This window comes from Geomicrobium sp. JCM 19038 (assembly GCF_000698125.1).
In the GTDB taxonomy this organism is placed as follows: Bacteria; Bacillota; Bacilli; order Bacillales; family Marinococcaceae; genus Geomicrobium_A.
This window is the reverse complement of sequence record NZ_BAXA01000004.1, coordinates 176,286-197,977: the sequence shown is the minus strand read 5'-3', so window position 1 is coordinate 197,977 and position 21,692 is coordinate 176,286. Positions and strand designations below refer to the sequence as shown.

The following is a 21,692-nucleotide window of genomic DNA, read 5'->3' as shown; positions in this document are numbered from 1 at the left end:
CACCTCCTTTTCTAGCTTTCTAGTGTTGACTCTCTTATGATCTCCAAATCAATTGACTCTCCGTTTGAAGGATTTAACGCTAAGCTTAATGAGCCGTTCTCAACCGCATTTCCGAGCGCCACAACTTCTTGTGGGTTCACGAGTAACGTTACATGCTGTACGGTTGAATCTTTTGCCAGGTCAGCAAGCGAATCTTCATTGTAGGACTCGACTTCGTACACTTCTGCATATTGAATGAGCATTCGAGAATAGTTCTCTCCTTGTCCATCTTCTGCTGTATACACAACGTCAACGTGGTCTCCTTTTTGCAAGGAGTTGTCCACAGCTGCTTGTGGATTTAACGCCAAAGTGTATAACCGCATTTCGTCAGGAATAAATTCAGAAGCATCAATATTCCCTGAAGCTGTGACATATTCTGCGGCATCTTCTGGAAAAACGATCTGCTCTGGATCTAATAACACCGGTTTTCCAGATTCGATTTCTTGTCTTGTAATCGCACCAATAACTGATTCAGGATCTTGAACACGGTTTGGAAGAAGCGTTTCTACTGCACTAGCTTCAACGTTCACTGTCGTTAACATTTCTTCTGTAATTTCGGTTTGTTCAGCAATCGTACGATCACTGACGACAACCTCGGTCGTCTGTTGCAATGAATCCAAATATTGAAAGGTTAAATAAGCAATTAACCCAGCACTTCCAAGTATAAGAATTAAACGCCAACTTAATTTAGCAAACATCAATGATCCTCCTGACCCGTCTCATTCATTACGAAACCAATTGCCCACGCTCTTTTGAAAACACAGCATAATCGAATGCTTCTTGTCGTGCTCGTAAATCAAAATACATGCTCATATACAATGAGCCGATAAATGGCATCATAAAAAGATATAGTATTGTATTAATGACGATATCCACCCAGAATATTGGAGTTCCTAACATGAATAGAAAGAGGATTTCTGCACCTACGATGAGTACATTGGATGCGATAATGATGAGCAATAACAGACCTAGTATTCGCCAGAATGAACCAATTACAAGTTGACGGCTTCGCATTAAGGACTTAACGATTCCTTTATTCTCAAAAGCGATCGTCTGAGCAAATAAACCTAGATAAGCGTAGATAATTAAGCCTGGTATAACGAGGAGCGCCAACCCAAACGTCGTAAGCACCGTATAAAGAATTGTCGCAACAATAATCGCCGGAAACACTAGAGCAGTCTTTTTTAAACCCGTTAGTACACGCTTCTTAAAAGGAAGCTCTCGATCGAGTAATAACAAATAAAATACTTGGACTCCTAAAACACTAAACAGTAACGCTTGATTAAATATCCGTAACGCCTCGATCTCAACAACACTCACGCCTAGTTGAATCATGTAATCAAAAAAGAAAAATAATACCGTTATGAGAGGAACACTGATAAGTAGCGTCCCAGGTATAGAGACTAAGAACACTCGCTTTCCGTTTTGACTCATGTTGCGCATCAAATCTTTAAACGTTTGTGGCTGTGTTTGTTCCTTGCTAATGTCCATCTTTACCTTCCTTTCTTTCACCGGGATCTATATAGAGACACTGCCCTTTTAGAAGTCCATATTCTAAAACCGCACCACTTCTTAGCTCCAAAACGCCGTATACAGACTTTGCGTACGGCAGTATTTTCCACGATGCAACATTCTCGAACGTTTCTTTAATTCGATACTCATTATTATTAATTTTCTCTAAATAAACACAGTCAATTGGAAATCTCATGAACCACGTATGAACTTGTTGACAAGGATACAACAATAACCCTTCTCGATCGTCCAAGTTATTTTTCCCAAGTAGTCCTTTTAATCTTGACATGTATCCATTTGCAATCATTAACTGATCCACAAGAACTGTTTTTGATCCTTGAATCCAGACCATAGATTCTCCCTATCTACAATTTGAGTATTTTCTTAGTTCAGTAGTTGCTCATAGTATAGTAAAGTACCATATTACAAGAACAAATCAAGTAATGAAGATTCAGACAACTTATCCCTTAACAATTTATCCAATTAATGGAAATATAGTGTGTCGATAATAACAATCAATCCGCACTTTATGACAAGTCCTTTGGTACGGATTGTCGTATTTTAGTTAAGAGGTCGAATCTCAATGAAACTTAGTACCTTCAAATCTCGTGTCATTAGTCCTTTTTTTCGATATTCAGTTTACAAATTTATTAAATCAATCACTTTAATTTTAAACTTATCGATTGCTTGAACATTGACCTTCTAAAACTCGAGTTCACAGAACGTTAAATTCTCATCACATTTCATGCAATTTCCCTTGCCCCACCTTGAATGTCTTCATTATTTAACAAGCGATAAATTCGAGTGAAAGTTATCCATAAATAACAACTGTTTATGCTCCAATTACCGAAGGACAACCTCCTTCTTTCGTTACCCCCAAACGCATACAAAAAAACCGATTATCACAAAAACAGTGATAATCGGCTCTGAGCATTTAGTACCCTCCACCTGAAACATCGCTTGAAACCGTTGTTTCACGTAAGTCAAATACACCATGAGGGAGCTGAATAAACCTTCTACGTCGTTTGAAACACCTGCTCTAAATTGATCATGAACGATCGGGAATAATGGCACTTCCTCGTTAACCGTCTCTGCAACTTGACGGTATAGCTCTACACGCGCTTCTTCATCTGTCTCACGACGAGCATCGTCGAGCAGTTCGTCAACGTCTTCATTTGTGTAGAACGTATTGTTTCCTGGAGGTCCGTGGTTATCAGAATGGAACAGTGCGTGCGTACCATAATCCGCATCACCCGTTACCGTCGTCCAACCGAGCATAACCATCTCATAGTTCGCTTCGTCGGTTGCATCTAACAATGCACCCCACTCGGTTTGTTGAAGTGAAACGTTAATGTTCAGTTGTGAAAGCTGATCTTGAATGACTTCTGCCATTTGCGTATTGATTGTATTTCCTGATTGAACCATAAGTTCTACTGAGAATCCATCTTCATATCCTGCATCTGCTAACAATTGTTCTGCTTCTTCAAGGTTATAGTCAACGGGATCTACATCTTCACTAAATCCAAACGCCATCGGACTAACCGGACCAATGGCTTCTACACCGTACCCTTGGAAAATTCCTTCTACAATTTCATCTTTATTAATCGCTTTAGAGATCGCTAGGCGCACATCGGGGTCATCGAGTGGCTCAACGGTAGTGTTAAAGCCTAGGTAATCCAGTCGTAAGCTTTCTACAGCTGATACATCTCCAGAATCACTGTTTTCAATTTGTCCGACGTTTGCCGGTTCAATGGAGTTTACGATATGCGCTTCACCCGTATCGAACATTCCGATCCGTGTTAGTTGTTCATCAACGACACGATATGTAGCCGAATCAAGAGGAACAGGTCCACGCCAATAATCTTCATTACGTGTAAGAACGATTTCATTTCCTTGTACCCAGTTATCAAGTACAAATGGACCGGTTCCTACAGGGTCAACATCAATGTTATGTTCGCCATTCGCCTCCTCCTCAATCGCTGTTGGACTAATCATCCCACCAGCGTCATGTGCAAGGTGAGCAAGAATTGGCGCAAACGGATATTCAGTAATAATCTCCACCGTATACTCATCCGTAGCGTTCACTTCTTCAATCATCTCGTACATGAAAGAACGTGGAGATGCTAATTCAGGATCATTGACACGCTCTAAGTTCGCAACGACCGCATCCGCATTAAATGGTGTCCCATCTGTAAATTCAACGCCTTCAACGAGTTGGAACTCCCAAGTCAGCTCATCGACTTGCTCCCAATCCTCTGCAAGTCCTGGTTGTAAATCCATGTTCTCATCGTGCTCAACGAGACCTTCATAGATGTTCGTACGAATATGCGTTGATGCCGTATCATTTGAACCATGTGGATTTAAGTCTACAGCGTCCGCCTCAATTGCAATGATGAGATCGCCGCCACCATCTGAGCTAACTGCTTCTTCAGAATCGCCAGTCTCTTCACCATTTTCATCTGCCGGCACTTCATCAGAATCAACCGCCGTATCATCAGAACAAGCGACCATTAGGCTTGCCATTGATAAAGCGAATGCACCGCCAATCCAATGTCGTTTAAATTTCTTCACAATTATTCCTCCTAGTTGTTTGATTACTTCTAGTTGTAAAACTATTATAAACACTAGTTAATAATTATACAACCACAATGCAATTTCTTGCATATTTTGTTAGTATTCTGTCATTTTATCGGTCAAAATAGAAAAAAATAAAGAGATTAGACGAAAATTGTCGTCTAATCTCTTAACTATTAATCAAAAAGTGAACTCACGGACACTTCGTTATGAACACGGTTAATTGCATCAGCTACGAGCGGTGCAATCGATAGTGTTGTAATTTTATGTGATTGCTTGTCTTCTGGTAGCTGAATTGAATTCGTAATGACAAGTTCTTTAATGGGCGAACCTTCGATCCGACTAATTGCTGGTCCTGATAACACCGGGTGTGTACAACAAGCATAGACGGCTTTTGCACCGTTTTCTATGAGGGCATTCGCAGCAAGTGTAATCGTTCCAGCCGTATCAATTAAATCATCAATGATAATGGCATTACGGCCTTTGAATTCACCTACGATATTCATTACTTCAGCGACGTTTGGCTGCGGACGACGTTTATCGATAAACGCAATTGGGGCATTGAGGCTTCAGCCATCTTACGAGCGCGTACAACACCGCCGTTATCTGGTGCAACTACGACAACATCTTCTAAGTTCTTGTCTGCGAAGTACTCTGATAGAATCGGAACACCTTGCAGTTGATCGACTGGCATATCAAAGAATCCTTGAATTTGCGGAGCGTGAAGGTCCATCGTGATGACACGAGTCACACCCGCTGTTTCGAGTAGATTTGCAATGAGTTTTGCAGTAATTGGTTCGCGTGAGCGAGCCTTACGATCTTGCCTAGCATAACCGTAATAAGGCATAACGACATTGATGCGTTTTGCGACGCACGCTTTAATGCATCGACCATAATGAGAAGTTCCATAATGTTCTCGTTACCTGGGAATGACGTTGATTGTACGACATACACTTCGCAACCGCGAACGCTCTCCTCAATGGAAATTTGAATTTCCCCATCACTAAAACGTTTTACAGAACTGCGACCGAGTTCACAACCTAGGTGTCTGACGATCTCTTCGGTGAGGGCTTGATTTGAGTTTAAGCTGAAAATCTTGAACTTGTCATTTAAATGGTAATCCATGAGTTTGTTCTACCTTCCTATTTTGTCACGGGTGTAAGTGGGTCTCTACCACTTAGTACGTGAATTAGATTATCAGTTACAAGATGACACATATGAAGACGTGTTTCAATACTTGCACTGCCGATATGTGGAGAAGTCGTCACATACTTTGATTGAAGCAGCGGATTAGTCAAAGGTACTGGCTCTTCTTCAAACACATCTAAACCAGCTCCATAAATCTCCCGTTTTTCTAAAGCATGATATAAAGCGCCTTCATCTACAAGACCGCCTCGTGCAGTATTAATTAAAATTGCTTCCTTTTTCATTAAACCAATTTCTTGACTTCCAATCAAGTGATGGTTTGATTTACTATATGGCAAAAGTAGCACAATAAAATCTGAATGCTTTAAGAGTTTGTTGAATGAAACATACGTAGCCCCTAACCTAGACTCCGCCTCTTCATTCCGTCTACGATTATGATACAGCACGTTCATATCAAACCCAGTTGAGCGTTTTGCAACCGCCTCACCAATTCTACCGAGCCCAATGATACCAAGCGTTTTGCCGTGTACGTCTTGTCCAGTATAGTGCATCGGTGACCACGCTCCCCACGTTCCATCCCGAACGACTTCTGACGTTTCAACAAGCCTTCTTGCAGAGGCAAGCATGAGCGCAAACGTCAAATCTGCAGTCGTTTCAGACAACACGCCAGGGGTGTTTGTCACAATTACATTGCGATTTTTTGCTGCTTCTATATCGATGTTGTTATACCCAACGGCAAGATTTGCAACGATTTTTAATTTGGGCGCTGCATCTAGGAGCTCTTCATCAATCGTTTCTGTGAGCATACAGAACAGACCTTCACACTCTTTCATCTCACGTAATAAAACATCCCGAGGTACTGGCTCGTCCTCATCATCCCAATAATTCACATCGAAGTTCTCATGCAGACGGTCCATAATGACGCCTGGCAACTTTCTCGTTACATAGATCTTCTTCATATGACCCCTCCTTTTCTTTAATGTTGTACTTATTGCAACTGAGTCGTTCCATTCTCCAACTTGTATATCGTCTCGCACGTATACTTCGCACTTGTCACATCATGAGTAACAAATAAATACGTCAGTTGATGAGATTGCTTCAATGCACGTAATAAATCGAGCAATTTCACTTTCGTTTGGACGTCCAATCGATTCACAACTTCATCTAATACAACAAACGCAGGTTTTGCAACGAGAGCCCTGGCAATACAAACACGTTGAAGCTGACCACCACTCAATTGATGTGGATACCGGTAAAGAAACGACTCATCTAACCCTACGTCTAGAAGCATCTCTCGTACTTGTTTTACCCTTTCTATACGACTAAGTTCCAATCTCAACAGTGGCTCCTCAACACTCTCCACAATGCTACGTTTCGAGTTCAGAGAAGACTCTGGGTGTTGATGAACGAGTTGTCCAACACCTTTAGGCGCCTTAGTTACTGATTCCCCTTTTATGATGATGTTCCCCTCTGTTGGCTTTATCAATCCTAATAACAAGCGGCTTAGCGTCGTTTTCCCACTTCCACTTCTTCCTAAGAGAGCAACCGAAGACCCTTGTTCGATCGTTAATGACAAATCTTTAAGTATAATTGGTGATCGCTTACCGTACCGAAATGTTACGTTTTGCATGTTAATCATTCTTCATCGCCCCTCTTCTTAGAACGGCTTCATAATGAAGAAAGCTTTGTAAGCGAGCGCTGGATGGTTCGTTCATAAGTTGGTCGACCGACCCACATTCCACGCATTTCCCGTTTTCAAGAACAAGAATTCGGGTGACCATTTTCTTAATGACGTCAATTTCATGACTCACAAATAGAATGGAAAGCCCCTCTTCTCGTTGTTTTCGTAATAGCAATTCCAAGATGAGCGTTTTCGTCTCTTCATCAAGTGCTGTGGTTGGTTCATCCGCAATAACGAGTTCTGGTTGAAGTGAGAAAACGAGCGCAATCCCTGCCCGTTGCAACATTCCTCCACTTAACTGAAAAGGAAAAAAGTGATAATGTTCATCTTTTAACTGCACTTCCCTTAAAGATGCCATCGCTGTTCTTTTTGCTTCTCGCTTTGTCGTGCGTTCGTGAGCTCGGATCGCCTCAACCATCTGTACGCCAATCTTTCGATAAGGATCAAAGATCGCCTGTACATTTTGCGGTACATATCCCAGTGTATTGCCACGTACGGACCGTAACTGCTCATTCGATAATACATTGAGATGTTGATCGTGAACAATGACGCTTCCTTCTACTTGAAGCGGACTTGATAAAAGTTGTAACAACGCCATCGTTAACATCGTCTTCCCTGCACCACTCTCGCCTAAAACACCGATGCTTTCACCTTTTTGTATACGAAACGATAGAGGTTCTAAAAGTGTTTGAGTCTCTGTTTTGACAGCTAAGTTATTCACCTCGATCATAAACCACTTCCCCTTTTCTGATCAAACTCATCACGCATTCGCTCTGATAATCCATTCCAAAAAAGTACAACGAGAAAGATCGCCATTCCAGGAACAATCATGAGCCATGGCGCTGCATAAAAGTAAGAGCGACTTTCATTTAACATTGCGCCCCACTCTGGTAACGGTGGTTGAATTCCGATGCCTAAAAATGAAAAACCCGCAATATGAAGCATGGCACTCCCTACGTTTAGAGCGAGCAAAACGATCACCTGCGGTAAGACCCCGGGAATAAGATGCCTTTGAATTCTTTTCACGTAAGGAACTCCACTAATTATCGCCGATTCATAATAAGGTTCCTGCATCGTTCGTACCGTTGTGTTCCGTACGAGCCTTGCAATTGGGATCCAGAACACGAGAGAAAGTGCGATCAAAATATTCAACAAACCCGGTCCAGCTATACCTACAAATAAAAACGCCAAAATCACAGATGGGAAGGCTGACATCCACTCAGTGAATCGCATGAACACTTGATCGATAGCTCCCCCTGACGTCGCAGATACAAAGCCGACACTCATGCCGATTAAACCGCTAATCACAACAATCACTAGCGCGGTTACAACGGTATATCTCGCTCCGTAAACGATGCGACTCAACAGATCACGCCCAAGATGATCGGTACCAAGCAGATGACTACTTGATGGTGGCAATAAACGGTTCGCTGAATTAGCAGCAAAGGGGTCTTGGCTCATAATTAGCGGTGCAATGAAGATGATGATCATTCCAATTGCTGCCATACTGATGTAAACTCTCGAGGTGCTAGACATGCTTCACCCCACCCTTTTGATGACGCTGTCTAGGGTCAAGCCAAGCTTGAAGAAGGTCAACAATCAAATTAATAAATAAAAACAGACAGGCAATCACTAAGATGTAAAATTGGATTACTGGATAATCCCTTTGAACAATTGCATTCATCATATAACGGCCGACTCCTGGCCACGAGAAGATATTTTCAACGATAAACGTCCCCGCGAGTAGATACCCCATTACAACGCCGAGCACCGGCAGTAAAGCAAGGACTCCGTGACGCATCTGGAATTTTAGCCAGATCGTTTTCTCCGACAATCCTCTTGCTTTTGCATGAGACATCCACGGGAGCTTCTCAACTTCCAAGAGACTCGTCCGAAACAACCGACTATAAATCGCAATGTAAGGAATTGCGAGTGTTAGAACAGGCAATACGTAGTGTGCGACAGTGCCCCTGTTTCCTGACGGAAAAATCCCAAGTGTCATTGAGAATACATAAAGCAATAAAAATCCAAGCCAAAATGAAGGTAGAGATGCACCAACAATGGAAAAAAGCCGGCTACTATAATCAACCCATGTCTTGCGGTAGTAAGCCGAAGCACTTCCTAAACCAATGACAGAAAGAATTACGATGAGAAACGCCCAGACACTTAGTTCGACTGTTGCTGGGAAATAAAACAAAAATTCCTCGATCACGGGTTCACCCGTCATATACGACGTACCAAAATCCATCGTAAGCGCAGAAAAAAACCATGAAGCATATTGCTCCCAAACCGTTTGATCTAATCCAAGTTCAATCGTTACACGCTCGATCGCTTCCTCTGTAATCGGCAATTGCGAAGCAGATAAATACGCGACTGCAGGATCACCTGGAATTAAGTGCAAAGCAAGGAATACAACAAACGATAAAAACACAATAGAAGGTACTAAGGCACATAGCGCCAACTAAGCATCCGGAGCATTTTTCTGAACCTTTTCTAATTGGAACTCATAAGGAATTGGTGCAAATTCAACGCCACTGATCCCCTCATGATGGACAGCAATGGTCGATGTATAGGAAATTGGTAAATAGACAGCTTGGTCATGAATCTCTTGAAGAATTTCATCATAAAGATCTATACGTTTAGACTCTTCCGTCGCAATGAAGACTTGATCAATCATCTCGTCAATCTTAGCTTTTTTCTCCAACCCTAGTTGTGCTTGATAATCCGCGTGTGCTGGAATACGCATCGATGAAACAAAGGCGTGAGGATCATACGGAGCACCCCATGTCTCTTGATAAATCACATCAAACTCCCCGCTTTTTTGTGCATTCAAATACGCTTGATTGTCGACACCTTCGAGTTGAACTGAAATGCCAACCTGAGTTGCACCTTGCTGCAACCATTCACCGATCGTTCGCTGAATCGCATCATTAGCATCGTAAACATACGACAATGATAAGGGTTTGCCGTCTTTTACACGAAAGTCATCTTCACCAAGATTCCAACCGGCTTCTTCCAATAATTGTTCTGCACGATTCGAATCAAAATCATATGGGTCTACGGGAGGCATATATGGAACATGGTCACCAAATAAGGCAGTAGCAGGTTCTTCCGTACCATAAAAGACATCTTCAACCACTTGGTTCGTATTAAAGCTATGTATGAATGCTTGACGTACAGACAACTCTTCCAGAGGTCCTCGGTTTGTATTTAACACTGCTGTACGTGTCGCTTGTGGATTCGATTGATTGATTGTAAACCCTTCTTGGTCTTCGAAATATTGAATCGCATCCATACTAAGCAAACCATTTCCATAGACGAGATCAATCTCACCATTATCAAGCGCCATCATTCTAGATTCACTATCAGGAATGACTTGAACGACTAAGCGATCGACGTTAGGAGAATTAGACCAATAGTGTTCATTTCCAGAAAATACTGCACGTTCATCTCGATCATGTTGTTCAAGTTCATAGATGCCTGTTCCTACATATTGACCATCAACTTCTTTGGCAATTCTAAACGGCCGGACAAGTGCCAACTCTTCGAACAAAGGATAGTATGCCTCACTTAACGTCAGTTCCACGGTATACTCATCAATCACGTTCACTTCTTGCAGTTGGTTGGCTAATTCAAGCCAAGCATGACGCTCTCGATTGTCTAATACTTTGTCAAAATTCGCTTTAACATCGTCAGCATTAAATGGGCTACCATCTGAAAACTGCACATCTTCTCTCAAATAGAACGTCGTCGTTTTGCCGTCTTCACTTTGTTGCCAATCTTCAGCAAGCAATGGCTCAATTTCCCCTTCAGCATTATATTGGACAAGTGATTCGAAGATTAAGTTTTGTGCAAACATTTGAGATGCCCCATATCCTCTAGGGTCCATCGCTCCAATATCTTGCGGCCAAGCGATCACTAATTCATTGCTTTCACTTTTAACATTTCCGCTTGAACAAGCCGCTATAAGAACGAACAAAAGCATCGCTGTAAATAGGTATGTGCGTTTGATCATGGAATCTCCTACCTTCTAATTCTATGTATGTATACTAACTATACCTACACAAATTAAAAAATCGCAATAGTAGATTACAGTCTTAAAATCATATGTTTAAATGAGAGGTCAGCGGGAACATTGTATTAGTAGAACGAGTGAACAAGGAGCGTGCTTACCATGACAAACATTTTAATGGTCGTAACGAATGGACATACAATGGACAATGGTCACCTTGCAGGTATATGGCTCTCAGAGTTTGCAGAACCTTATGAGATTCTAAGAGAAAACGGTTATGAAATTACCGTTGCTAGCCCGAAGCACCGAATCTCCAATTGACCAAAACAGCCTCGGAAAAGAAGGCATTCCAACAGATTGGAAAGAAATTGCGGACCAATTAACCAAGACGGTGCCACTCGAAGAGATTAATCCGAACAATTATAGTGGAATCTTCCTACCAGGTGGACACGGTACGATGTTCGACTTCCCTGACGACGAACAGCTAAAGAGCCTATTACAAACATTCGAAGAACAGAAGAAGCCAATCGCTGCCGTTTGCCACGGTCCCGCTGGACTCGTAAACGCAACGAAGAAAGACGGAACTCCACTCGTTCAGGACAAATACGTCACAAGCTTTACTGATTCAGAAGAACGTGGCGTTGAGCTTGAGAATCAAGTGCCGTTCATGCTAGAAGAGACCCTACGAGAAAAAGGCGCCAAATTCAGCGCCGCAAACGATTGGGCAGAGCACGTGCAACGCGATGGCTTGCTCGTCACAGGTCAAAACCCTCAGTCTTCAATTAAAGTAGCGCAAGAATTTATCGAGGCGTTGAAATAGAGCAAAAAACTCTCCAAAGTGAAACTTTGGAGAGTTTTATGATAGTCGATGTGAGACATCATCAACGTGGATTTAAAAGTTTTTTAGCATTCCGTGGCGATCTTGTGTGATCCCCACAGTACATGTCTTGCACCCCGATTGCTTCGCCTTACACACGGTCGCCTTGTCTTGCTACACGCACCTCTTGTCTTGCACCACGCACCTCTTGCCTTGCACCACGCACCTCTTACCTTACACCACGACCGCCTCGCCTTGCACCACGCACCCCTTGTCTTGCACCACGAACCTCTCCTCTTGCTACACAACCACCTCGCCTTGCACCACAAATCTTATATCTTAGGAAGCAAGCTGTTTTAATTCACTGTCCATCGGGTAATCATGATACGTATGTAACTAAACTATTGGCGGTGTCGACTTTGTTTGACTTCTTAGATTTTCTTCGTTTACTTATGTCAGCTTTTATTATTTTACCGATTGTCTCTCTCATTCGAGAAGCTGGGTATTATGCAGTCGTCTCAATGTTTGGTGCTACGAATAAGCAAATTGTCATCGGCTGTGGGCCTGTTTTGTTTCGCTTCCCCTCAATTGAAGTGAGACGGTATTTCTTTATGTTTAGTTGGTGTCATTATGATGAAATTAAACCTAATCATAAATTTTGGCATGCATTTATCTACGCATCTCCAATGCTCAGTAACATTGTCGCTGCAGTTATCGTAAACATATTACTAGGACTCGAGCTTATGCCTGGCAGTGAGACATTATGGAATACATTTTTGTTTTATACTTTTTATTTCGTTCTTTTTGATGCCTTACCGGTCTACATGCCAGATGGTCAACCGACGAACGGCCGGGCGATTTGGGACTTGTTCCGACACGATCGTTGGTACACGTCCGATGAACGACAAAAAGAAGAACACACAGAACGTACAGAAGAGCAAGAAGAGACGATTGAAAACCGTGACCGTGATGAACGTGAGCGCGACGATCACCGGGAACCTGAGCACGCCTAAAACTTATGGTAATCATCTTGATCCCACTTCAAGGCGCGCTCTTCTCGCGTCTCTCCAGTTACACCATCCAAGACAATTGAACGATGAAACTCACCGATCCTAAGGGAAACAAGAATCATAGGTTCGTAAGCAAGAATAATCTTTTCTCGGTCATAACTCGGCCGTTTCCCTACATATTGACGGTTCCAATAATTTTCTAGATCAACCATATATGGTCGAAGAATTCGCTCATTATGAATAACCGCTTCTACGATGGGGACTGAATGGTCAACATTGTCAGTAAGAGAAGGGATTGCATCGATTTCAGTACGGTATCCCGACACCGCATCAATAAATGCATACACACGCTCCTCTTTCGGAGGAAACAATCCCCTTTCGCACGTTCTCTTAAATGCAACGAGCCAACAAGGATGATAAAACTTCATGTTCTCAACGATGTAATGACTAAACTGAGTGAGCATCGCTTGACGTTTTGCTACTTTATCTAGGCTTTTGTAAATGGATACGTGTAGTTGATCGGAAGAAAGCTCAGAAAATGTTCCGATCATCTTAAGATCGTTAATCGCCATCACAGCACGCTCCTCTCGTCTATACCGATAGATTCTCCTTCATTTCGCTCAGTTCCTTTATCGAATGATCGCTACTTTTGTCGTAACATTCCTTTCGCTTTCAATCCATTAGCAGGGAATTGTTCACTATAAATCGAAATTACCAAGGATAGTACGATTAAAAAGGTGGACAGACATGGATATTCGACATTTAACTTACTTCATTGAAGTCGCGAAGCATTCAAGCTTCACGAAAGCAGCCCGCACCTTACACGTATCTCAACCTTCTCTAAGTAAAACGATTAAGCAGCTTGAGAGAGAGTTTGACGTACCGTTATTCTATCGTTCTTCAAAAAAACTCGAATTAACCGATGCTGGAGAAGCGGTGTTAAAGAATGCCCAAAACGTCATTGATGCTTTTCAAAATTTGCAAGCAGGAGTGACCGATCTTGCGGACATAAAAAAAGGCCAAATCCGAATTGGACTGCCGCCGATTATTGGAGCCGCTTTCGTCTCTTCTCTCATTAGTTCATTCATTGAAGACTTCCCACTCATCGACTTACGCTTAAGTGAAGTTGGAAGCATTGCGATAAAAAAAGGAATTACTGAAGGTTCTCTTGATGTTGGATTTATTTGCAATGTTCCTTTGCAAGGGGAAGATTTCGAATGCAAGCAAATTCTTCATGACCCCCTTGTAGCGGTCATGCACCACGACCACCCATTATCGTTAAATGAACACATTCCTTTGAAAGCACTTGAAGAAGAACACTTTATTCTTTATCGCAATGACTTTTCCTTACATCGCTCAATTATTGAAGAATGTTTACGGCAAGGTTTTTTTCCAAATGCTGTATGTGAGAGTTCTCAGAAAGATTTTATGCTACAAATGGTTGAAGCGAAGCTCGGGATTGCTTTACTTCCTGAACATATCGCAAAAACGATGCAATCCCACGTACTTTCTTATGTTCCACTAGAAGACAATCCGCTCCACTTAGAGCTCGTGATGATTTGGCGTAAAGATTCGTACCTACCCTTTGCTGCACGAACGTTCATTGAAGAGGCCAGCTCGTATTATTCAACCGCACAAAAAGAAGCTAGGGGCTCCTAGCTTCTTTTTGTGGTTCGTGTTAGTTTGTTAGCTCTTTAGATAGCTCAACAATATAACGAAGTTTCTCCCACTGCTCTTCTTCCGTTAAGATGTTACCGTGATGAGTTGATGCAAAGCCGCATTGAGGCTTAGACAAATTTGCTCTGCAGAAACGTGTTGCTTCGCTTCTTCAATACGTTCTTTAATCGTTTCTTTATCTTCAAGTTCCCCATGCTTTGATGTGAATAAACCGAGTACCACTTGTGGACCATCACTCGGAATGTGATCGAGTGGACCGAAGTCACCAGAACGATCATCGTCGTATTCTAAGAAGAAGCCGTCCACATTTTCTTTAGCAAACAATGTTGGTGCAATCTTTGCGTAGCTTCCTTTAAATGCCCACTTAGAACGATAGTTTCCACGGCATAAGTGCGTCGTAATCGTTAAGTCTTCTGGTTTGTTTTCAAGAACTGCATTCGCAACTTTTAGCGCGTGTTCAATTAAGTCTTCTCTTGTATAACCGCTATCGTTAAACGGAATGTCTTCGGAGTTAAGTCCTGCAATATACACATCATCCAGTTGCAGATAACGACAACCCGCATCATAAAATGCTTGAATGGCATCGCGGTACGTTTGAACGATGTCTTCTGTGTACGCGTCTAGGTCTGGATAAATGTCTAGATTACGAATTCCCGCATTAAACAATTGATTTGGACTCGGAATCGTTTGCTTTGCAACTGCACGATCTCCGACAATTTCTTTGAACTGAATAAATTCTTTTACGTGCGGGTGATCTTCGTTAAATGAAATCTTGCCAATTACCCTTACATCGTAACGCTCTGTTTCTTCGCCTTTGAATTGGAAACCATGGTCAGGCACGTAACCTTCAATTCCGTTTAAGTGCTCAAGAAAATCTGTATGCCAAAAGCGACGGCGAAACTCTCCATCTGTAACTGCTTCTAGACCCACTTCAATTTGCTTATCAACTACTCTAGTAATCTCTTCGGTTTCAATGTTGTATAACTCTTCAGCGGTAATGTTACCTGCTTGAAAATCTTTTCTCGCAATATGAATTCGTTCCGGGCGTAATAGGCTTCCTACGTGATCTGCTTTGAATGGTGCATGCGTTGCTGTTTTTGTCATGATAATCTCTCCTCTATGTGTGTAGTCTCCTAGTTTTCAAACGATCAATCGACGATAATTACGAACAAAACCCCCTCTTCTTGTAATAAGAAGAGGGGGTAAATGGTTGCCATTCATCCGACTCTTCTCATCTTTGTAGTATCGCTACTACTGGAATTGGCACAGTACTTAAAAAGTCCGCTGCCGAGGTTTCAAAGGGCCAGTCCCTCCACCTCTCTAGATAAGAAAAATGAATTCATTGAATTTATTAAACCTAATACTAACATCCACAAAATAATTGTCAACAGAAAAGTATATTTTTATTGAATATTATTTCAATGTAATTGTTCCTTTAGTAGATATTGCCGATCATTCATTGCTTTCACGTTCCTTTTGCTTTTTATCATGATTATAGGTTACGAGTTCTTCTGATTTTACGTTTTCTTTATCTTTTTTCGTGACCATTTCTTCAGACCGAACCTTCTTCCCAGATAACTCTTCTGATTTTACTTTATGTTGATCAGACATTTTCTTTCCTCCTTGTTACAATTCAGCTTTAGCGTGTACGCTGCATTGTATTCCATGAACTTATAGTAGATTGATTCCATACGTCACTAAAGCCAGAATGGCGATTACGATCAGGATGACTACTGTAAAAATAAACATGCCATAGAAGACAGCGCCAACACCGTGAGCAACATCGAGCCCGACTTGTTTTAGTAAATGTCTTATTCTACTCAACCGAAAACACCTCAACGATCAAAACTTAGTTCATTAAATTATAACAACGAAACGTTATAAACATAACCTTTTGCGCCAATTATTTGACTACAACTCATCCTTTTCGCTTAGTCATCGTAGTGCAATCCTCTTGATCGTCCTCCCAGTTATTGTTCAATCAGACGAACGTTGCTACCATAATGGGTGAAATCAGGAGGGGATTTTATGGGAAAAACAAAAAGATTTTCCATTTTTATGGGGAGCACCATACTCGTTGGGATGCTAGCAGCCTGTGGGGATGATGAGGAACAATCGGCAGATCCAGTCGATGAGGAAACGAATAACGAATCAAATGAAAGCGATTCAACTAGTACATTTGCTGTGTTTGGAACGACCGATATTCACGCTCACCTTTTGCCTTATGATTATATGAATGATGAAGAAGATCCAACAATTGGATTAACGAAAGTATACTCTCTTGTAGAACAACTTCGTGAAGAGTATCCAAATCATATGCTCATCGATAATGGAGATACAATTCAAGGTAGTATTTTAGGTGATATGCCAGCACAAATTGAACCACTTGAAGATGATGAAACGCATATTATCATGGAAGCCATGAATGAAATGGGATACGACGCCGCTGCACTTGGAAATCATGAATTTAATTTCGGTCTTGATTTTCTCGATGAAACAATCGCTGACGCGGATTTCCCTTGGTTATCTGCCAACGTCGTAGAGCCTGGAACTGAGAATCCAGTTTACGAGCCTTATACTATTGTGGAACAAGAAGTGGATGGTGAAATTTTAAACGTAGGTTTCATCGGGTTCGTTCCACCACAAATTATGAGTTGGGACGCTGCACACCTTGAAGGTGAAGTTGAAACGTTAGAGATTGCAGATGCCGCTGAGACATTTGTGCCACAACTTCAAGAAGAAGGTGCAGACCTTGTCATCGCTATTGCCCATTCAGGGATTGATGATGGCGAGCGTATGAGTGAAAATGCTGCATTGTCTGTAGCTGAAGTTGATGGGGTTGATGGCATGTTGCTCGGTCACCAACATAACCACTTCCCAAGCGAGGATTATGAAGGCGTAGACGGTGTGGATGTGGATGCAGGAACAATTCACGGTGTGCCAGCGATGATGCCAGGCTCTTGGGGAAGCCACCTCGGCGTGTTAGCTTTTGAATTAGAGAATGCAGATGGAGAATGGAATGTCGTTTCAGCGACTTCTGAAATTCAAAGCACTGAAGATCAACCATCACACGAGGGACTTGAAAACCTCGTCATGGATGCTCACGAAGCGACGGTAAGCTACGTAAATAGCCCCGTTGGCGAGATTACTGACGATATCCATACATTCTTCGCGCGTGTTGAAGACAATGAAGTTGTACAGTTAATTAATGACGCACAACTCGATTATATGGAACAAATGCAAGCAAGCGGTGAACTTGAAGAAGAAGTTCCCCTTCTATCAGCTGCTGCCCCGTTTAGAGCAGGACGCGGTGGTGACTTTACGTATGTTGAAGAAGGTGACGTTGCTATTCGTGACATGAATGACGTTTACGTCTTCCCGAACACATTGCACGTCGTTGAAGTGGACGGCGATCAACTGAAGAACTGGTTAGAATACTCAGCCTTAACTTCAATCAAATTGATCCAGATGAGAGTAGCGAGCAAGCCTTGATTAATGAAGATTTTGCAAGCTATAACTTTGACGTCATTGAAAACGTGACTTACGAAATCGATGTCACGCAAGATGAAGGCGAGCGAATCGTTGACCTACAACATGAAGGTGAAGACGTAACGAGCGATGACCGTTTCTACGTCGCGACGAACAACTACCGTGCTGGTGGCGAAGACCATCTTGACGGTTCAGTAGAGACTGTCCTTGAGACGACGGACGAGAATCGCCAAGTCATTATTGACTACATCGTAAATCATGACGGTGCTTTGAACGTCGAACGTAGCAATAACTGGCAGATCACGCCATTTGAATCTGCTGGAGAAGTCGTCTTCGAAACTGCATTAGAAGCCCAAGACGCAAGTGACGACCACGAGCGTATTGAATTTATCGAAGAAGACGGCGACGGCGCGACATTTAGCTTCAACTAAACAAACGGGGACAGTCCCCACCACTGCACAGAATTAACGCAGTGGGGGACTGTCCCCTTTGTTTGTCATGAGCAGAAATTCAACGTCTGTTTCGCCGTAATTCATGAATGTCATTTCGGTGTTAAATCCGAACTTCTTGTAGAGAGTAACGGCTCGTTGATTCCACCTCGCAACGCTTAACCGAAAGAATTCTGGCGCATACAATTCTTCACCTACGCTAAGTCCGAGTTCAAAAAACTGAAGTCCATACCCTTGCCCTGTGTATACCGGATTCATACCTAAGCCGATATCGATTGGGCGTTGATCGTCGTAACACCCTTCTCGCTTTCCACCCGGTACTTTTGCACTTTCACCATAGCAATAGAAACCAAACACATCATCTTCTGCTGTTACAACAACATAGTAGTTACCGTTAAGCAATTCATCTTCTTGTTCTTTACTCTCACTCAAACTGTATAAAGAGTACGGAGGTTCATATGTCCAACTCATAATGATGGACGCCTCCCGCTTACTCATCGGCAACACATTTAGCTTCATCGCTTTATCCTCCGATACGATGTAGGAGTTACTCCAGTCACTTTCAAGAACGTTCTGCTAAACGTCGAGCAGTACGTATACCCGACTTGCTTTCCTACTTGGGCAATGGAATGATTCGTCTCAATTAATAACTCCTTCGCCCGTTCAATTCGGTAATCTTCCAAGTAGACCCGAGGCGTTTTCCCCATTTTCTGCTTAAACCATTCTACATAATACACAGGATGGAAATGCTCTATGGACGCCAAACCTTCTACTGTGATCGGTGACGAAAAATGTTCATGAATATGAGCAATTGATGCGTATTCATGAGTAGATACTTTTTCTTTCATTATAGCAGCAAGGTGAGGCAGTAAATGATCTTTTGCTTGATTTGTAATCTCGAGTAATAGCTGACGAATCGCGTGCCAGGATTGATCTTTATGAAACCTTCGCTCACTTTGCACGTCTGTCGTTTCACAATAAAACTGCGGAAGATCGACGACTAGAAATTCGTTATAGCTCTTGCAGTAAAACGAATGTTCCAAATTCTGAGGGAGTAGTACAATGCCTTATCCTTCAACGTCTGTTTCCCATTTACCGTTTCAATTTCCATAGAGCCTTGTAGTGGAAATAAAATTTGTGCATATGCATGACGATGTGTGTATGGTTCTTTCCGATACGTTCGCCTCTCACAAATCATCGTTTGATTGTCTGCTCCCAAAGCCAATCCTCCTCATTCTCTCATTACGTTACAATGAGCGAAGCTCTCATGCCTCCCACTTAGTCACAGCGTATTAGACTTCTTTCATTTCTTCAATTAATTCACTAACACTCGTTACTTTACGATCCCCATAAGCGACAGCACTATTATCTAGATCAATATAAATTGCCTTCATTCCCTCTGCCTTCGCAGGAATAATTTCGTTTAAATAATTGTCTCCAATGCTTAGTGTCTGTTCAGTAGTCACATTGTACCTTTTCATAATTGAGATAAAGTGCGCCCTCGTCTCCTGTGGCTTCATTGCATTTGTAACGACTTCGTGAAACACACCTTCTAAATGAAGAAGCTTGAGCAAACGCTCTACATCGTCATCTGTACTGTTCGTAAGTAAAACAATTGATTTCTTCTCTTTCAATGATAATAATCCTTCACGAAGTCCTTCAATAACCGAGAGTGTAAACGCATCCGTTGCCATAAACTCTTTCGTTTTATGATATGCCGGCTGAGGATCTTTCACACCGTAATGTCTCGCCGCTACATTTGGTAGCCACCACCCATCACCAATTGCAATGACCTGGTCGAAATCGTATTCTACTTGCCCTTCGTGGATCTCTTTCCAGATGGAGTCTGCCACTCTCTCCCCTTCCCATGTTACGACACGCTCAATGTTTCCTGTAAAAGGATCGACCTCTAAAACCCAATCGTTCTGCACATCATAGGCCTTTCCAATTGAAACTGCGTGATTTCCTTTTTTCATATGTTCATAGTCGCTAAAAAACGACAGCTTGTGCTCTTCGATGACTTCCTCTGATAACGTTTTGGCATAGTAATCGAAATGATCAGTATCTTCATATAATGTTCCATCAAGATCAAATATAATCAGTTCACTTTCTTTAAAAAGGTTTGTCTCCATGTTGTCCCCTCCTATGCTTTGATTATAAAGTAAAGGATTTTGTTGATATCGTCAATTTCTCCTATGTAAATTGTTAATTTGCTCTAGATTTAAACAATTCAATATAAAAAACATGAAATATTGTGGTAGAATAGTGGGGGTTATTGCCAATCATGTTGGTAAATCTTACATATTACGGGAGGGGGAAATCGTCATTATGAGAAAATTGACCATTGCAAGTACAGCAGTGCTCATGACTACGATTTTAGCAGCGTGCGGAACAGGGGCAAGTGACTCGCCTGACACGCTTTCTATGGGGTTTGTTCCATCACAAGATGCCGATGAGTTAGCAGATACTGTCCAACCATTAGCAGATCGCTTATCAGAAGAACTTGGTATGGAGGTTCAAGCAGAAGTTGTTACGAACTATGTTGGTTTAGTAGAGGCTATGGGGAACGACCAAGTCGACATAGGATTTTTACCACCACTTGGATTTGTTCAAGCAGAGCAACTACATGATGTTGAAGTGCTATTGAAATCCGAACGTTTTGGAGATTATGAATACTTAGCACAATTCAACGTTCGTGCTGACAACGATGAGATTGACAGTATCGAAGACTTAGTGAACTCCGAGGGCCTCGTTTGGGCATATGGCGATACGTCATCTGCTGCCGGGTTCTTGTTCCCAGCGAACGAATTAATGGATGCTGGCGTCGAAGATCTTAACACACAGTTCCAACATTCTCAAGTCGGTGCACATGATACTGCTTTGATGGCAGTCCTTGACGGAGATGCAGACTTCTCCACCTCATTTGATGATGCACGTGATAATCTTGAAGATGATTATCCAGACATTAAAGATGACATCAAAGTAATCGATTATACACAACCAATCCCTAACGATACAATTTCAGCTCGCCCTGGACTTGATGAAGATTTGAAAAATCAAGTCATTGAAGCCTTCTTAAGCTTTAATGATGATGATGAAATGTTAGAGGTCCTTGACAGCATCTATAACTGGACAGGCATTGCAGAAGCAGACTCTGCGGATTACGAAGTTGTTCGTGATACGTATGAGCGTTTCCAAGAAGATGTTTCATTAGACTAATGATAAGAACACACAAAAGGGAGTGCGCCAGCTCTTCCTTTTTTTTTAGAATCAATCTTTTAATAGA

At 42.1% G+C, this 21,692-nt stretch carries 24 protein-coding genes, 2 pseudogenes and 1 riboswitch; of the genes and pseudogenes, 7 read left to right on the top strand and 19 right to left on the bottom strand.

Annotation, left to right across the window (positions count from 1 at the left end; genetic code table 11):
• Nucleotides 1-11: 11 nt before the first annotated feature.
• The 11 genes and pseudogenes from cpaB to nikA form a co-directional block, all read right to left on the bottom strand.
• Nucleotides 12-737, bottom strand: coding sequence for a Flp pilus assembly protein CpaB (cpaB, locus tag JCM19038_RS07250; protein ID WP_042416156.1), 726 nt, complete (start codon nucleotides 735-737; stop codon nucleotides 12-14).
• 28 nt (nucleotides 738-765) lie between these two features.
• Nucleotides 766-1,530 carry a hypothetical protein gene (locus JCM19038_RS07245; RefSeq protein WP_042416153.1) on the bottom strand — a complete coding sequence of 255 codons (765 nt, stop codon included), beginning with the start codon at nucleotides 1,528-1,530 and terminating at the stop codon, nucleotides 766-768.
• Entirely contained in the window at nucleotides 1,520-1,903 is a 384-nt protein-coding gene (locus tag JCM19038_RS07240; RefSeq protein WP_052361219.1) for a DUF192 domain-containing protein, read from the bottom strand. Before JCM19038_RS07240 ends, JCM19038_RS07245 begins: the two co-directional genes overlap by 11 nt.
• A gap of 518 nt (nucleotides 1,904-2,421) precedes the next feature.
• The gene (locus JCM19038_RS07235; RefSeq protein WP_052361218.1) at nucleotides 2,422-4,122 is read right to left on the bottom strand and encodes a glutathione ABC transporter substrate-binding protein; all 1,701 of its coding nucleotides are present in this window, start codon (nucleotides 4,120-4,122) and stop codon (nucleotides 2,422-2,424) included.
• Between the two features lie 179 nt (nucleotides 4,123-4,301).
• Nucleotides 4,302-5,250: pseudogene (locus JCM19038_RS07230) on the bottom strand (ribose-phosphate diphosphokinase).
• Between the two features lie 17 nt (nucleotides 5,251-5,267).
• Entirely contained in the window at nucleotides 5,268-6,230 is a 963-nt protein-coding gene (locus JCM19038_RS07225) for a D-glycerate dehydrogenase (protein ID WP_042416150.1), read from the bottom strand.
• 29 nt (nucleotides 6,231-6,259) lie between these two features.
• Complete coding sequence (locus tag JCM19038_RS07220; RefSeq protein WP_052361217.1) at nucleotides 6,260-6,910, bottom strand: ABC transporter ATP-binding protein; 651 nt, start codon at nucleotides 6,908-6,910, stop codon at nucleotides 6,260-6,262.
• The gene (locus JCM19038_RS07215; RefSeq protein ID WP_052361216.1) at nucleotides 6,903-7,682 is read right to left on the bottom strand and encodes an ATP-binding cassette domain-containing protein; all 780 of its coding nucleotides are present in this window, start codon (nucleotides 7,680-7,682) and stop codon (nucleotides 6,903-6,905) included. The genes JCM19038_RS07220 and JCM19038_RS07215 overlap by 8 nt, the downstream gene beginning before the upstream one ends.
• The gene (locus JCM19038_RS07210) at nucleotides 7,679-8,488 is read right to left on the bottom strand and encodes an ABC transporter permease (protein ID WP_042416147.1); all 810 of its coding nucleotides are present in this window, start codon (nucleotides 8,486-8,488) and stop codon (nucleotides 7,679-7,681) included. The genes JCM19038_RS07215 and JCM19038_RS07210 overlap by 4 nt, the downstream gene beginning before the upstream one ends.
• Nucleotides 8,481-9,413 (bottom strand): ABC transporter permease, encoded by a 933-nt coding sequence (locus tag JCM19038_RS07205; RefSeq protein ID WP_042416144.1) that lies wholly within the window; start codon nucleotides 9,411-9,413, stop codon nucleotides 8,481-8,483. Before JCM19038_RS07205 ends, JCM19038_RS07210 begins: the two co-directional genes overlap by 8 nt.
• Nucleotides 9,414-10,967, bottom strand: a complete 1,554-nt coding sequence (gene nikA / locus JCM19038_RS07200) for a nickel ABC transporter substrate-binding protein (RefSeq protein WP_042416141.1) — start codon at nucleotides 10,965-10,967, stop codon at nucleotides 9,414-9,416.
• 159 nt (nucleotides 10,968-11,126) lie between these two features.
• Here nikA and JCM19038_RS24950 point away from each other — a divergent pair, with 159 nt between their 5' ends.
• The 3 genes from JCM19038_RS24950 to JCM19038_RS07190 all read left to right on the top strand — a co-directional run bounded on the left by JCM19038_RS24950 (nucleotide 11,127) and on the right by JCM19038_RS07190 (nucleotide 12,794).
• Nucleotides 11,127-11,285 (top strand): hypothetical protein, encoded by a 159-nt coding sequence (locus tag JCM19038_RS24950; protein ID WP_307189985.1) that lies wholly within the window; start codon nucleotides 11,127-11,129, stop codon nucleotides 11,283-11,285.
• Entirely contained in the window at nucleotides 11,242-11,784 is a 543-nt protein-coding gene (locus JCM19038_RS07195) for a type 1 glutamine amidotransferase domain-containing protein (RefSeq protein ID WP_307189984.1), read from the top strand. Before JCM19038_RS24950 ends, JCM19038_RS07195 begins: the two co-directional genes overlap by 44 nt.
• A gap of 416 nt (nucleotides 11,785-12,200) precedes the next feature.
• The gene (locus tag JCM19038_RS07190) at nucleotides 12,201-12,794 is read left to right on the top strand and encodes a hypothetical protein (protein WP_042416139.1); all 594 of its coding nucleotides are present in this window, start codon (nucleotides 12,201-12,203) and stop codon (nucleotides 12,792-12,794) included.
• Here JCM19038_RS07190 and JCM19038_RS07185 read toward each other — a convergent pair.
• Complete coding sequence (locus JCM19038_RS07185; RefSeq protein ID WP_042416136.1) at nucleotides 12,791-13,363, bottom strand: hypothetical protein; 573 nt, start codon at nucleotides 13,361-13,363, stop codon at nucleotides 12,791-12,793. The two genes, JCM19038_RS07190 and JCM19038_RS07185, sit on opposite strands and share 4 nt — an antisense overlap.
• Before the next feature lie 175 nt (nucleotides 13,364-13,538).
• Between JCM19038_RS07185 and JCM19038_RS07180 the strand changes: the two genes are divergently transcribed.
• Entirely contained in the window at nucleotides 13,539-14,450 is a 912-nt protein-coding gene (locus tag JCM19038_RS07180; protein ID WP_042416134.1) for a LysR family transcriptional regulator, read from the top strand.
• 19 nt (nucleotides 14,451-14,469) lie between these two features.
• On the opposite strand, the pseudogene JCM19038_RS07175 reads toward JCM19038_RS07180, so the two are convergent.
• The 3 genes and pseudogenes from JCM19038_RS07175 to JCM19038_RS22690 form a co-directional block, all read right to left on the bottom strand.
• Nucleotides 14,470-15,572, bottom strand: a pseudogene (locus JCM19038_RS07175) (5-methyltetrahydropteroyltriglutamate--homocysteine S-methyltransferase).
• 124 nt (nucleotides 15,573-15,696) lie between these two features.
• Nucleotides 15,697-15,799, bottom strand: a riboswitch (SAM riboswitch).
• A 121-nt stretch (nucleotides 15,800-15,920) separates the two neighbouring features.
• Complete coding sequence (locus JCM19038_RS22695; protein ID WP_193745068.1) at nucleotides 15,921-16,079, bottom strand: hypothetical protein; 159 nt, start codon at nucleotides 16,077-16,079, stop codon at nucleotides 15,921-15,923.
• 60 nt (nucleotides 16,080-16,139) lie between these two features.
• A complete protein-coding gene (locus JCM19038_RS22690) occupies nucleotides 16,140-16,292 on the bottom strand; it encodes a hypothetical protein (RefSeq protein WP_193745067.1) in 153 nt (50 codons plus the stop codon).
• A gap of 204 nt (nucleotides 16,293-16,496) precedes the next feature.
• On the opposite strand from JCM19038_RS22690, the gene JCM19038_RS07165 reads away from it, so the two are divergent.
• Together JCM19038_RS07165 and JCM19038_RS24320 are read left to right on the top strand one after the other, a co-directional pair.
• Entirely contained in the window at nucleotides 16,497-17,960 is a 1,464-nt protein-coding gene (locus tag JCM19038_RS07165; RefSeq protein ID WP_052361215.1) for a bifunctional 2',3'-cyclic-nucleotide 2'-phosphodiesterase/3'-nucleotidase, read from the top strand.
• Nucleotides 17,957-18,388, top strand: coding sequence for a 5'-nucleotidase C-terminal domain-containing protein (locus JCM19038_RS24320; RefSeq protein ID WP_052361214.1), 432 nt, complete (start codon nucleotides 17,957-17,959; stop codon nucleotides 18,386-18,388). Before JCM19038_RS07165 ends, JCM19038_RS24320 begins: the two co-directional genes overlap by 4 nt.
• Nucleotides 18,389-18,421: 33 nt before the next feature.
• On the opposite strand, the gene JCM19038_RS07160 is transcribed toward JCM19038_RS24320, so the two are convergent.
• The 4 genes from JCM19038_RS07160 to JCM19038_RS07150 all read right to left on the bottom strand — a co-directional run bounded on the left by JCM19038_RS07160 (nucleotide 18,422) and on the right by JCM19038_RS07150 (nucleotide 20,538).
• Complete coding sequence (locus tag JCM19038_RS07160; protein WP_042416129.1) at nucleotides 18,422-18,925, bottom strand: GNAT family N-acetyltransferase; 504 nt, start codon at nucleotides 18,923-18,925, stop codon at nucleotides 18,422-18,424.
• Nucleotides 18,922-19,368 (bottom strand): helix-turn-helix domain-containing protein, encoded by a 447-nt coding sequence (locus JCM19038_RS07155; RefSeq protein WP_052361213.1) that lies wholly within the window; start codon nucleotides 19,366-19,368, stop codon nucleotides 18,922-18,924. Before JCM19038_RS07155 ends, JCM19038_RS07160 begins: the two co-directional genes overlap by 4 nt.
• 38 nt (nucleotides 19,369-19,406) lie before the next feature.
• Nucleotides 19,407-19,625 carry a hypothetical protein gene (locus JCM19038_RS20545; RefSeq protein WP_052361209.1) on the bottom strand — a complete coding sequence of 73 codons (219 nt, stop codon included), beginning with the start codon at nucleotides 19,623-19,625 and terminating at the stop codon, nucleotides 19,407-19,409.
• Nucleotides 19,626-19,698: 73 nt separating this feature from the next.
• Entirely contained in the window at nucleotides 19,699-20,538 is an 840-nt protein-coding gene (locus JCM19038_RS07150) for an HAD family hydrolase (protein WP_042416126.1), read from the bottom strand.
• 196 nt (nucleotides 20,539-20,734) lie between these two features.
• Here JCM19038_RS07150 and JCM19038_RS07145 point away from each other — a divergent pair, with 196 nt between their 5' ends.
• Complete coding sequence (locus tag JCM19038_RS07145; protein ID WP_042416124.1) at nucleotides 20,735-21,625, top strand: phosphate/phosphite/phosphonate ABC transporter substrate-binding protein; 891 nt, start codon at nucleotides 20,735-20,737, stop codon at nucleotides 21,623-21,625.
• Nucleotides 21,626-21,692 lie beyond the last annotated feature (67 nt).